The sequence below is a fragment of the Parabacteroides faecis genome, assembly GCF_014647375.1.
In the GTDB taxonomy this organism is placed as follows: Bacteria; Bacteroidota; Bacteroidia; order Bacteroidales; family Tannerellaceae; genus Parabacteroides; species Parabacteroides faecis.
Genome location: NZ_BMPB01000008.1, coordinates 104153 through 117909, shown reverse-complemented (window position 1 = coordinate 117909; position 13757 = coordinate 104153). Strand labels below are relative to the sequence as shown.

General features: G+C 43.6%; 12 protein-coding genes. 2 read left to right on the top strand and 10 right to left on the bottom strand.

Going from position 1 to position 13757, the window contains the following annotated elements:
- Positions 1 to 81: 81 nt before the first annotated feature.
- On the bottom strand, positions 82 to 1041 hold the full coding sequence (locus IEY67_RS12750) for a ketopantoate reductase family protein (protein ID WP_122373156.1): 960 nt from the start codon (positions 1039 to 1041) through the stop codon (positions 82 to 84).
- A 22-nt stretch (positions 1042 to 1063) separates the two neighbouring features.
- Positions 1064 to 1897 carry a helix-turn-helix domain-containing protein gene (locus IEY67_RS12745; RefSeq protein WP_183671603.1) on the bottom strand — a complete coding sequence of 278 codons (834 nt, stop codon included), beginning with the start codon at positions 1895 to 1897 and terminating at the stop codon, positions 1064 to 1066.
- 174 nt (positions 1898 to 2071) lie between these two features.
- Here IEY67_RS12745 and IEY67_RS12740 point away from each other — a divergent pair, with 174 nt between their 5' ends.
- Positions 2072 to 2773 carry an alpha/beta hydrolase gene (locus tag IEY67_RS12740; RefSeq protein ID WP_122373475.1) on the top strand — a complete coding sequence of 234 codons (702 nt, stop codon included), beginning with the start codon at positions 2072 to 2074 and terminating at the stop codon, positions 2771 to 2773.
- Positions 2774 to 2788: 15 nt separating this feature from the next.
- Positions 2789 to 3526, top strand: a complete 738-nt coding sequence (locus tag IEY67_RS12735; protein WP_122373154.1) for a carbon-nitrogen hydrolase family protein — start codon at positions 2789 to 2791, stop codon at positions 3524 to 3526.
- Positions 3527 to 3760: 234 nt separating this feature from the next.
- On the opposite strand, the gene IEY67_RS12730 is transcribed toward IEY67_RS12735, so the two are convergent.
- The 8 genes from IEY67_RS12730 to IEY67_RS12695 all read right to left on the bottom strand — a co-directional run bounded on the left by IEY67_RS12730 (position 3761) and on the right by IEY67_RS12695 (position 13668).
- Entirely contained in the window at positions 3761 to 4756 is a 996-nt protein-coding gene (locus tag IEY67_RS12730; RefSeq protein WP_183671602.1) for a BF3164 family lipoprotein, read from the bottom strand.
- A gap of 30 nt (positions 4757 to 4786) precedes the next feature.
- Positions 4787 to 5677: a slipin family protein gene (locus IEY67_RS12725; protein ID WP_122373152.1), complete on the bottom strand. Its 891-nt coding sequence runs from the start codon at positions 5675 to 5677 to the stop codon at positions 4787 to 4789.
- A 5-nt stretch (positions 5678 to 5682) separates the two neighbouring features.
- Positions 5683 to 6063: a GntR family transcriptional regulator gene (locus IEY67_RS12720; RefSeq protein WP_122354501.1), complete on the bottom strand. Its 381-nt coding sequence runs from the start codon at positions 6061 to 6063 to the stop codon at positions 5683 to 5685.
- A 141-nt stretch (positions 6064 to 6204) separates the two neighbouring features.
- Entirely contained in the window at positions 6205 to 7383 is a 1179-nt protein-coding gene (locus IEY67_RS12715; RefSeq protein WP_122373151.1) for a sensor histidine kinase, read from the bottom strand.
- On the bottom strand, positions 7380 to 8057 hold the full coding sequence (locus IEY67_RS12710) for a response regulator transcription factor (RefSeq protein WP_122373150.1): 678 nt from the start codon (positions 8055 to 8057) through the stop codon (positions 7380 to 7382). Before IEY67_RS12710 ends, IEY67_RS12715 begins: the two co-directional genes overlap by 4 nt.
- Positions 8058 to 8148: 91 nt before the next feature.
- Positions 8149 to 11274 (bottom strand): efflux RND transporter permease subunit, encoded by a 3126-nt coding sequence (locus tag IEY67_RS12705; protein ID WP_183671601.1) that lies wholly within the window; start codon positions 11272 to 11274, stop codon positions 8149 to 8151.
- Between the two features lie 6 nt (positions 11275 to 11280).
- Complete coding sequence (locus IEY67_RS12700; protein ID WP_183671600.1) at positions 11281 to 12366, bottom strand: efflux RND transporter periplasmic adaptor subunit; 1086 nt, start codon at positions 12364 to 12366, stop codon at positions 11281 to 11283.
- Between the two features lie 33 nt (positions 12367 to 12399).
- Entirely contained in the window at positions 12400 to 13668 is a 1269-nt protein-coding gene (locus IEY67_RS12695; protein WP_183671599.1) for a TolC family protein, read from the bottom strand.
- Positions 13669 to 13757: the final 89 nt, after the last annotated feature.

The window sequence follows — 13757 nt, the reverse complement described above, 5'->3', positions numbered from 1 at the left end:
GGGATATCTGTTTTTCGTATGTGCATTTATGAACACGGACCGTATCCGCACATACGAAAAACAATCGGAAAGAGAAGCGGGTCAGCTAAAAATATCCTGTTGTAATCTTCTTAATGACACAGCCTTAACCCCTTGCTGCTCTCCTTGTAAGAGAATATCGCCCAACATTCTGCTCACGTCTTTTGCCGAATTCCGCAGATAGCCATCGAACATAGCCTGCATCGCTTCATCATTAAAAACTTTCCGTACGATTGGAATACAAATAAACATAGGCAGATAATAGAGTTTGTTCACTTTCTCTTTTTTAGGATCGGTTCCCATCGCAGAACAGACATGGAAACCCTCTCTGACAGCCATTATTGCCTCCCTGACAATCTCCCGTTTTTTAAGAAAAGCCTCCATCGTGCCCCCGGCTTTCAGAACTCCGGCCGAAAGCCCGGCTATAAACGCACAATGAGGAAGAAGCCATGTGATGATCTGACCGGATATAAATGGCTTCATGCCGGCATCGTCCATTGCATCCGCTATTTTCCGTACACGCGGCGTTATTTCACCGGATACTTCGCCCAGCATTGTTTTCGAATATCCGGAACCGGAAATAATCGTATCGAGTCCTTTTTCATTCCGGCCTCCACCAGCCATAAAAGGAAAACCGAAGAAATATTGTCCGGGCGATATGTATTTACTTATTTTTTCCAGATCATCATACCATATATTCTGAAAGAAAAGAATATGGGCCTTTCCGACAGATTCTTTCAGGACAGACAAGACTTCTTCGGGATGGAGATTATTTGTCGCAACGATGATATACTCAAAATCATTGTCGGCCGAAAGAATATCCAGGACCTTTGGACGGAAAACGGTCTCCGCTTCCACCTTTCCTCCATTTCTGTAATCCGTACAATGGATATGAATACCATGTTCTTCAATCGGCATCTTTTTTCCCTTTCTAACCAGAAAACTGATGTCGTGCCCGGCCTCGGTCAGTTGCCAGCCATAGGTGCAGCCAATCACGCCCGCGCCAAAAATAAGAATCTTCATAATAAAATATATTTATTGTTTGCTATTCGGGAGGAAGATCGATAAACGCCGAGCGGAACAGTCCGTGATATCCGGAATATACCGGTTCGCAGGCATTGAAAAGCTGAGCCGGTGTAAATCCGGAAAAATCTTTCAGTTCCTTTATCAGGTGCGATTTGTCGTAGTAACCACATTCATAAGCCAGTTCTGCCAATGTCATACTTGTATGCAACTGCATCAAATGGTGTAGCTTCTGGAAACGCACGATTTGCAGGAAATCTTTCGGGTTTGCTCCGATCTTTTCACTAAAAACACGTTTGAACTGCTTGTAACTCAGGCAGGCGGTTTGCGCCAGACTATCGACATCTGTATTTCCCTGCCGGATAGCGTCTATTACCGCATGAATCCGTTTGTCATCCTGTTTGCCGAACCGGCACATACGGCTGAACAGAAATTTTTCTATAAGGCCGACACAGGCTAAATCATCAGCCGTCTCGTTCAAACGTTGCTCCAACTCAAGCAATTCCGGGTCGTCCAATACATCGAGCGAGGTCTGCCGGTCCTTCAGTTCACCGGGGGATATAAGGAAGAATCGACAGGTTCCCGCAGGCTGAAAAACAATGCTGATAAAATCAATACAGCCGGAAAAGACAAGGTCTGTATAACCGGCCGTTATGCCATAGAGATGCGACCGGGGCAAGCACCCTTTTTCCTGTGATGAATACGCAAAGTTCCCCCGATGAAAACTTAATGCCACACAACCCAACGGAACAAGGCGCTGTGAACTTCTCACAACGTCTTCCATCCGCAGAAACCAATATTGCTTTACATACGGAGCAAGTAACCCGGAAGGTTGTATAACTTTAAATTTATTCATACCGGTACAAAGTTAAGGTTATTACATGATCCGCCTGGTGTAAAAAAAGGACAAATCTTTGCTATGCTTCAAAAAGCAATTCGGGACACAACCGGCACAAAGATAGAACCTCCATATTTTGTCCGATTGAAAATTAAGCCATACTTTTGTCCAAACATGACAAATGTATTCATCATGCAAAAAACAGCTCTCAGAATAAGTCATATACCAGCTATCACATGGGGCAGCAAATCCGAAAAAGTCATTATTGCCATTCATGGAAATAGATCGAATAAGGCAGATACACCTATTGAGATCGTAGCCCAAAATGCGCTGCTGAATGATTACCAGGTTTTGAGTTTTGACCTGCCGGAGCATGGAGATAGAATAAACGAAGGCATTCCCTGTAAAGTCCGGTCTTGTGTTAAGGATCTTACTACCGTTATGCAATATGCAAAAACGAACTGGAAGCATATCGATTTATTTGCAAACAGTATAGGAGCCTATTTCAGCTTATTGGCTTATCCGGAGGAGGTAATAGGAAAAGCATGGTTCCTCTCCCCGATCGTCGATATGCGACGCCTTATCGAAAATATGATGACCTGGTTTTCCATAACGGAAGAAGAACTGAAAAGGCAACAGACCATATCCACGCCTATAGGACAAAAACTCTATTGGGATTATTACAGTTTCGTTAAGGATCATCCGATATCCCATTGGAATACCCCTACCCATATTCTATACGGCGGCAAAGATGAGCTATGCGAAAACGATGTCATATCCCGATTTGCCGAACAGTTTTCCTGCCAACTGGAGATTGTCGAAGGATCGGAACATTATTTCCATACACAAGAACAATTGACTGTTTTCAATGAATGGATAGGACGAACTTTATAAAGACACAGAAAATATATGAAAATAAGTATTGCACAAATAGAACCGATAAAAGGTGATATCGAAAAAAATCTGAGTAAGCATTTGAAGTTTATTGAAGCCGCATCGTCCGGACAATCGGACCTGATAATGTTTCCCGAACTATCGCTGACGGGCTATGAACCAGAACTGGCAAAAGAGCTGGCGATATATTCACAGGATGAAAGACTGACCCCGTTGCAAGAAATTTGTGATAAAAAGAACCTGATCATAGGTGCAGGCCTGCCTACTAAAAAAGATGATAATTTATTTATCAGTATGGTTATTTTCCAACCGGGAAAAGAGAGAATCACTTATTCAAAACAATACCTGTATCCTACCGAGAAAGATATATTCACCCCCGGTAATACCCCTTGTGTAATCCCTTTTGACGAAGCAAATACCATTGCCCCCGCCATCTGCTACGAATTATCCAACGAAGAACATGCAGCCCATGCACATAAAATGAATGCAAACATCTATATGGCAAGTGTCCTCAATTCCGTCAACGGCGTAGATGCTGACATCGAAAAGCTTTCAAAAATAGCTTCAACATATAAAATGATAACGTTCATGTCCAACTATATCGGGACATCAGGCGGTTATGAATGTGCGGGCAAATCCTCTATATGGAACCAGGAGGGCGAATTAATAGCACAGTTCGACAGCCAGACTGAAGGCATACTGATTTACGATACCTTAAGCAAATCTGTCGACACCATCCGTACGATCGTCTGAGCTTGTTTATCAGCAGTCTATTTGTTAAAAATGCGATTTTGTAAAAAATAATAAGAAAACCATGAGGTAGATAAGAAATAAGTTGTATCTTTACTGGTGAAAAACGTAAATTTTTTCATAGTTAAGGTTTTGGTTTAGAGATGGCCCCCTTGTGAAAGCAGGCCATTTCGTTTTTTTATTCAACCCGAAACAATTTGTTCTTGTAATCAATGATCACCGGTATCGCTATCCCAATTAGGAAAGTCCTTTTAGTTTATACACCAGCAAATTATCTTCCGGATCTCCGTCCTCTATCGATCCGTAAAGCGTAAAGGTTTCTTCATCGACAGCAAATTGAACAGGCCGTTTGCCATCCAAATGATACCGGATAACCGGATTGCCATCCAGATCGAATACCTCAAGGATCGTTCCCCGCGTATTGTTTGCATTGTGTTCTTTCCATGATGTTCCGAAAAATAATGCGTACAGATAGCGTTTGCCCAAATGACCATAAGCATAACTTACTTTTGCGTTTTCACTTGCCAGAACACTTACATCAGAAGCATCAAAATCAAATGTCACCCTTTTGATAAGGTTAAAATTGATATCCATAAAATCAATCTGCTTCTTATATCCATAGCAAAATACTATACGACTTTCATTTGCATACACATTCCCCATATCCGGATCCAGTGAATAATCCATGATATCCGGACTCCTGTATGTCCATATTTTCCGCGGCAAAGAATCTTTTACAGCCAACACATAAAGGCTGGGGACTAACATATATTTAGGATCTGCAATATATAAGGAGTCATTAATAAAGGCTGCGTCATATAAAGCATTGTCATAACCGAATGTTTTTGCATCTTTGAAAACAGGCTGTCCTTCTTTGTCGATAGCAAACCGGCTAATCTGATTCTTACCAAAATCACCAATCAGAAAATCGGAAAGCGGCCCCTGAAATAAGTATGAAGAAACAAATTCATCCGGACCTTGCCCCTCCACTCCAAAGGCACTTTTCAGTTCACGGCTTGTCAGATCATAGATGTGAAATATACTGTCACGACGCTTTACATTTTGAATAATCAGGTAAGGCGGTTTCACTTCTACTTTCCAGGGATTGGTTATCCCCTGCAAGGGCATCAATTCCTGCACCAATGTCTCTTCACGAGGAAAATCATGACCGGTAGAGCTACATGCTACAATTAAACCGCAACATAATACCAGCATTAAAGAATATATCCGCATAATCGTTAATTTTGTTTGGTTCTTAAACTATTACTTTACAGACTCTTCGTGACTTTTAGCCAACGATGCCAATCCTCCTATAGCACCCAGGTTCATGGTGTCCAATGCCGAACTGGGGACAATGATCATAGATCCTTTCTCTTTCAATCCCTCAAAAAGCATATTCATTCCTCTCAGGTGTAGTGCTACAGGATTATCGGTATACTTTTTACTAGCCTGTTCAAACTTATCGGCAATCTCGGTTTCTGCCGTACCCAAAATGACACGGGCTCTTCTTTCACGTTCAGCCTGAGCTTCCTTACTCATCGCATCAGCCAGATCCTGCGGTATGGCAATATCGTTAATACCAACGGTTTGGCACGTAATACCCCAAGGATTGGTATTTCTATCTAAAAGCAGCTGCAGATCTTCCGCTATTTTATCGCGTTCCTGCAAAAGAGTAGACAATTCATGCTTACCGATCGTGTCTCTTAATCCTGTCTGAGCAATATGTTCAATAGCTTTTTGATATTCCTGCACTTCCAAAGCTGCCTTCTCCACATCCCACACTGTCCAATATATGACGGCATCCACATTTACCGGCACCGTATCCTTTGTCAGGGTTTGCTCGGCTTTAAAGGAACTTACACGTACCCGCTGATCGATATAAGCAGATACACTGTCTAATATAGGAATAATTATAAACGGTCCGGGCCCTTTTAAGCCTTTGAACTTTCCCATACGCAACACCACGGCCCGCTCCCATTGGTCGGCAATACGGATCGAAAGAGACAATAAGCCTGAAATAAGAATCAGGAACAACAAAACCGGCGTATTTACTACATGTAAAATATACAGAGCGACCGATACAAAAATCAGTACCAACAATACTGAAATAGAAATTGGATTAAACCATCCCTTGTTGATTACATTTGTTGTCATAAGTATTATTTTTTAGAGGTTTCAATGTCTTTCAATTCCCGCACGACTTCATCGAGAGTAAAGCCGTAACTAAATGCTACAGAAGAAAACTGCACACAAATTTCTTTCAGCTTATCTTCCCTCTCCTTTTCTGCAATTACATTTTCCGTTTTATTGATAAAAGTTCCGGTACCTTGCTGAGTCTCCAGAATATTCCGGATCTCCAATTCTTTATATGCCTTCGATACCGTATTCAAGTTCACCTTTAACTCGACGGCAAGTGCCCTGACCGTAGGAAGCTGTTCACCTAATTTAAGCTGTCCGGATGCTATACCAAATATAATCTGATCGATGATCTGACGGTATACCGGAACGCCGCTGGAATAATCTAATAGAAACTTAATCATATAGGTATATATTATATTATACAAACATTGTACTATTTATATAGTACAAAGGAACAAAATAAATTTATTCCACCAAATTTATTTCAGATTTTTTTATCGGGAAAAAATGTTTGTCGATAAATAGATGAAGATAAGCCTTTATTATCCAAAGTCTATAATAACTCTTGTCCCCTTATTTACTTCGGAGTTTATATCCACTTTGGCACCATAAGAATTCAAAATACGCAACGATAAACTAAGACCGATACCGTGCCCGGCAAATTCACGGGTATTGGTCGCACGGTAGAAAGGTTGATAAACACGTTTCAATTCTTCAGCCGGAATACCGATACCAAAATCCTGTATTTCGAGAACGGAACATTTCAAACGCATTTCAACAGGCCCCTCTCCGGAGTATTTACAGGCATTGTTCAGGATATTGCCGATAGCGATCTTCAAAAGATGCGGATTTGCTTCCAGGCAGTATGCAAAGGTGTCGGTCGTGAATCTGATGCGGTTACCTACGAACTGCATCAGGAAGTCGGCCAGCATAATCTTTTCAGTGGCATTCTTCAATATCTCTTTATCGCCGTGCGACAAGAAAAGAAGGTGCTTCATCAACTGGATGATACGTTTTGTTTCGGAGGCAATGCGTTGTAACGCTGCCTGGTATTCGGCAGGGGTACGTTCTTTCAACAGGCTTATCTCGCATTCACCCTGTATGGCTGTAAGCGGATTATTCAGTTCGTGGGAAGCATTGCTGATAAAAGCTTTCTCGCTTTGATAGGCTGCATCGATACGATCGACCATACGGATGGCATAGAGTTTACCGACAAAATAGATCAGGACGGCACTTATGACGATCAGGGCGAGCAATAGCCAACCGATACGTTGCTGAATGTCCCCTCCATATTGATTGTTAGAGATAACAAGTACAATGAAATTACCTTCATTGTCCGGATAATAAAGGGCTGCTCCCACTTTCTCCTTTTCATGAAAAGTAATCACATCTCCTTTATACAACCGTGCAATCTCCTTTTCCGTCATATAACGGCCTAATGTCGTATGCGTCTCTGCCACACTGTCCGCGTTCAATAATATTTCGGTAGCGACAGGCAACGTTTCTTCATAGCGTTTTTGTATACGGGCATAGCTTTCCTCGTCCACTTCATCCTTCTCCCAATGTTTCTCGGCAGTAGCATAGGCTTTTTCCGTCAGGTAAGAATAATACAGGCGGCTGATATAACTGGTCGCAATAAAATAGAAAAGAATCGTGACAAAAGCAATGATACCGACTGTCATTGCCGTATAAAAGAAAGCTATTTTATTCCCTGTTTTCATGCTTCCATCATATAACCGATACCCACTACGGTACGGATCAGTTTATGAGTAAAATCTTTGTCTATCTTGGCACGGAGGTAGTTGACGTAGACATCGACAACATTGGTATTGGTATCGAAATCCTTATCCCATACATGTTTCAGAAGTGTCAGGCGGTTAAGGGCTGTACCCTGGTTCAGTATAAAGTATTCCAGCAAACGATATTCCTTAACCGTCAGGTCGATAACTGCATCCCCCCGGAAGGCCCGGTGGCTGGTCGGATCGAGATGCAGGTCTCCGCACCGTAAAGAGCCGGCCGTAACTTCCATTCCCGACCGCCGCAAAAGAGCTTTTATACGGGCTTCCAATTCCTGGAAACTGAATGGTTTAACCAGGTAATCGTCGGCACCGGCATCGAGGCCGTTCACAATATCGTCCGTTGTTCCCAAAGCCGTCAGCATAATTACCGGTGACTGGAAACCATAGAGTTGACGATATTGGCGACATAACTGTAAGCCGTTCATCTTAGGCATGATAATATCCAGGATCAGCAGTTGGAAGTTCTCTTTTTGCAATAACTCCCAACCCGCCATACCGTCATAAGCAACGCATACTTCATGACCGAATTCCTGTAATCCTCTTTCAATGAAAGAGGCTATATTCACTTCATCTTCTACTAATAATATTTTTGCCATTTGAAAGCTTATTTACTTAGGAGCACAAATATACGATTTCAGATTATATTAGAGAACGCGGATGACGCAGAATACGCAAACGTTCGCAGATTTACAGTCTTCGTTGTATCAGCTTTCCATCTTTGTCATAAAGCATGCGGCGATAGAAGGCTTCGACCATCAGCGGAAAGACAAACAGGGTAAAGAATGTCGCCCCTATTAAGCCACCGATGATGACAATAGCTAACGGACGCTGACTTTCCGAACCGATACCGTGACTAAGGGCCGCGGGCATCAAACCGATAGCTGCCATAGAAGCTGTCATAAGCACTGAACGCACACGTGATTTCACACTCATCTTGACGGCGTCCGACAAAGGCTCCCGCGCTTTCAGATTCCCTTTGATATCCGATATCATGATAACTCCGTTCTGAATACAGATACCGAAAAGAGCAATAAAGCCGATACCTGCCGAGATAGAGAAATTGAAACGGGTGATCAGGAGTGCCAGGATTCCCCCTACTGCGGCATAAGGAACATTCAGCAACACAAGTCCTGCATCCCGGGCATTCCCGAACAACACGAACAGGATGACAAATATGATAGCAATGCTGACGGGGACAACCTGCGCCAAGCGTTTCGTTGCCCGTTGCTGGTTCTCGAAATCTCCCGTCCATTTCAAGGTATAGCCTTCGGGAAGTTTCACCTGCTTATTGACTTTCTCCTGGGCTTCGGCTACGGCTGTACCCATATCCCGTCCGCGGACAGAGAATTTTACGGCACAGAAACGGGCGTGATTATCGCGGTAAATGATAAGCGGACCGGTTATGGTCGTGATATCCGCCAGTTCCTTAATAGGAACCATTGTCCCGTCGCGGGCAGGGACCAGGATCTTTCCAATCTCATTTTCACTTCTTCGGAAGGCGGACTCGTAACGGACCATGATATTGAATTTTCGTTCATCTTCGTACAATAAAGAGGCACTCTTACCTCCTATCGCCATTTCGATGATCGATTGTACATCTTCTTTCGCAACACCATAACGAGCCAGGCGCGATTCATCGAGCTCAATACGCAGTTCCGGCTGACCGATATTACGGATCACTCCGAGGTCTTCGATGCCGTCGACCGTTTGTAATATCTTATAGATTTCTACGGCTTTCTTTTCAGATTCATATAAATCTTTCCCGAAAACTTTTACTGCAATAGAACCCTTAACGCCGCTGGCCGCTTCTTCCACATTGTCGGTGATCGGCTGCGAGAAGTTGAAATCGACACCGGGATAGACAGCCAGGTTCTCTTCCATCTTTTCTATCAATCCGGCCTTGGTCAGTTTACTTTCCCATTTCTTTTCGGGATAGATATCCACATGAAATTCGATATTATAGAAACCTGTGGCATCTGTCCCATCGTTCGGGCGACCTGTCTGCGAAAGGACCTGGCGCACTTCCGGATAAGATGCCAGGTTGCGGCGCATCTGGTTAGCGAGCTTGACCGATTCATCTAAAGAAATACTTTGAGGCAACGTCGCACGGATATAGATAGAGCCTTCATTCAACTGGGGAAGAAATTCCGTACCCAACAGCGTGAAGCACCACAAGCCGGCGGCCGCCACCAAGGTAGCGATACCGATCGTAGCTTTCTTGTGGGCATGGCAACGGTCAAATATAGAAACGGACGTCCGGTTCACCCATGACAAGAAAGGGTTGTGCTTTTCACGCACATTCTTTTTCAACAGCATGGACGATAGTACCGGCACCAATGTCAATGTAAAAATAAGCGCGCCCAACAAGGCAAATCCCAGGGTATAAGCCAGCGGACTGAACATCTTCCCCTCCACTTTCTGGAAAGCAAAGATCGGGACCAGCGCAGTGATAATGATCAGTTTGGAGAAGAACACCGCCTTAGCACGATCCTTTGCCGTATGACGGATCAACCCCATCTTACTCATTACATTAAAGGCAGGCATCCCCACCTCCCGCGCTTTCCTGTCAAGGGCAACAAAAAGACCTTCCACCATTACCACGGCACCATCGATAATGATACCGAAGTCGATCGCCCCCATCGAAAGCAGATTGGCGCTCATCCCCATCGTCCGAAGGCAGATAAAGGCAAAGAGCAGCGCCAACGGGATAATAATGGATACAATCACCGTTGTACGCCAGTCTGCCATAAAAATCAACACAATGAAAGTTACCAGCAAAATACCTTCTATCAGGTTATGTGTAACCGTGTTCACAGCCAGGTCAACCAGATCTTCCCGGTCGTAGAACGAAACGATCCGGACATCTTCCGGCAACGAGTTCTCCTGGATATCGGCAATCTTATCTTTCAGGGCAGCGATTACTTCACCCGGATTTTCCCCTTTCCGCATAACGACGATACCCTGCACGACATCGTCTTCATCCATCCTGCCTACCTGTCCCAGACGGGGTAGACTCGACTCGTGCACACTTGCCAGATGCTTTACCAGGATCGGTGTACCGTTGATGTTCTTGACTACGATATTCTCGATCTCTTTCGTATCATTGATCAGACCGATGCCTCGTACTACATAAGCCTGCGAACTTTTAGTGATCACATCACCGCCCACATTAATATTACTCTTGGCTATGGCATCAAAAAGTTCAAGTGATGTTACATTATAATTGATGAGTTGGTTCGGATTAACGCTTACTTCAAAAGTCTTTACTTCACCACCGAAACTCACGATATCCGCTACTCCCGGGACAGCGCGCAGTTTACGTTCGATCACCCAATCCTGAAATGTTTTCAATTCGCGGACGGAACGTTTGTCACTACGCAGGGTATAACGGAAGATCTCCCCCGTCGGTCCGTATTGCGGCTGAACCTCCGGTGTAACGCCTTCAGGCAGATCGGCATCGTTCAACAGGTTGTAGACTTGCTGGCGAGCATAGAAATCGTCGGCATCATCATCAAACATTACATTGATCACCGAAAGCCCGAACAAAGTGGTACTACGAATATCCGTTTTTTTCTGTACCGGGTTCATAGCTATTTCGATTGGAATAGTAATGAATTTCTCTATCTCTTCCGCACTACGTCCCGGCCACTGGGTTATGATCGTTACTTTGGTATTCGTAACATCGGGGAAAGCGTCAACGGGGGTATGAACAAAGCTGACAGCACCTGCTATAATGGCTATGACGGTGCAGAAGAAGATAAAGAATTTGTTTTTCAGTGAAAAGGCTATTATATTGTCTATGAACTTATGCATATCCGTTTACTTTAAAGCGTTATAGACCAATAATGCATTCCGGTTGATGATACGGTCGCCCGCTTTCACGCCTGATTCCAGGAAACAATCTTTCTCGGTCTGTTTGAATACGGTGACTTCGTTGGTTTGCAATATATTATCGCTGCCGATGCTCACGATATAATGTTTTCCGTTTTCGAATATGACGGCACGGGCATCCACGCGGGGCATTTCCTTCCCTTCCACTTTGCTCTGCACATACACATTGGTGAACATGCCCGGTTTCAGCATATAATCCTCATTCTTTAGTTTCACCCGTATGTTCATGGTCTTGCTTTCGCTATCCAGCATATTATATACTTTGTCTACCGTTCCCGTAAACTCTTTCTCCCTGTAAGCGAGTGTCGTTATACGGACCGGTGCTCCTTCATACACCTTACTGATATCGCTTTCGTAGACATCAGCCATTACCCACACGTTATCCAAACCGGAAATGGTAAACATTGCTTCTGTCTGGTCGGAACGTATCTGCATATTCCGACTGACATTCTTTTCAATCACGAAACCGGATACCGGAGATTTTATTTCGTAAGTGGAATTGCCGGTTATATGATAGATGGCATAGACTTCATCGATACGTTTAAGTTCGGCTTTGGCATTTGCTACCTCCTGTCCGGCCTGCAGTTTGTCACGCTCGGAAGCCATTCCACTGCGAAACATATCCTCTGTGGCTTCCTGATTACGGTTTGCCAGCAGTAGTAGTTGCTCTGCCTCTTTCCGTTGTTTTTCATAATCGGCTACCTCGCTGCTGTGTATGATGGCTAGTATGTCTCCTTTCTTCACATAATCGCCGGTTTCAACATTCACCTCAGTGATGTTTCCTCCGAAGATGGGATAAACATGTGCCAGTTGTTCGGGATTGAAACTGACACGTCCGTTCAATAGCAATTCATTGCTTAAAGGAACATTGTGAACAGTTTCAACCGAAACAACCTTCTGTAAACTGTCGGTAAGCATGAGAGGGGCCGGACCCTCTTCCGGCCCGGTTGTCTTTTTGCCACAGGCTGCCAGTAAAGGAAGCAGAAGCATTAATGCGATACAATTCTTATTCATCTTATTTGTCATTTTCTTATTCGCTGTTATTCGTTAATAGCTGAAAACATCACTACCTGTCACCGTGTTGATCTCCTCCATAGCCAGGAAGACATCTTTCTGTGTTTGATAAAGTTGCAGGCAGGTTTCTTTATAAGCCTGGTAGTAATCAATAAATTCCAGCAAACTGATATTACGTTTCCTGAAATTCGTGTTTACCCCGTCGATAATGGTTTCAAAATCACGTTCCAACTCATAGTTTGAAGAGTTGTATAGTTTAACCGCTTTTTCCAGCCGGGCATAACTGGTGAAAAGCTCTTTCTCCGCCTGTTTGCGAGCCAATTCTTCCCGGCTTGTATTTTGCAGGACGGAGAGACGGGCAGATTTGATATTTCCCTGATTGCGGTTGAAGACCGGGATCGAGATGCTTAAACCAATAGCAAAATAGTTATCGCAGAAGTTTCCGGCACGGTCGTAAGAACCTTTCAGGCTGACCTCCGGAAAGGCTAACGACTTTTGCAGGCTTACATTTGCACGTGAAGCCTGTATATTGGTTCGTGCCATCTTCAGATCCGGACGTTCGGCAAGACGGTTATTCAGTTCGATAAAAGGGATGGAAGTTATATCGATCTGTTTCAGGACAGATTCATCGAAAACGGGTTCAAACGTCTCGGATGCATTCAAACCCAATAATAATTTCATATCGCCTTGCAGGGAAATAAGCTGGTTGGAAGTCTCGTTCCTTTCCTGTTGGAGAGATAACAGAAGTGCTTGTATTCTCGACTTTTCCAACAAAGAGATGTTGCCTTTATCGTTCTGCTCCTTCATTACCTCCAGGAGTTGTTGCAGATATTCTATCTCCTTGTCATAAATCGACAGAGACTTTTCTGTATAATAAAGTTCGATGAATTTACTGTTCAGTTCGCTTTTCAATGTGCGGAGTACCTCTTCAAACTGGTGGACCGCCATTTCTTTATTGAGTTTTTCTACCCGGACCCGTTTGTTACGCTGTCCGGCAATATAGATCAACTGCTCTATTTCGACAACAGCTTCCCCTTCTTTACCCATATCGAAATATTTCCCGTTCAGCCGGTTGTAGACGTTTTGTTCAAGAGAAATGACCGGGTTCTCAAACAATTTAGCCTGGATAACTTCGGCTTCGGCCATCTCTATATTATAACGTTCGGCTATAAGTTCCAGGTTGTTGACAAAAAACTGCCGACCGGCTTCTTGTAACGTCAGCGGTTTTTGTTGAACTTCTGCCGACGTTTTTAGATTGAATACGTGTAAGATTAATAATAATAAAATGAATCGTTTGCCCATTTCCTTTGTTTTTGGAAGCAAAGGTATAAGACTGACATATTTCAGACTCAATCAAAACGATTAGAATACTCTTAACTGAAATTAGAAAT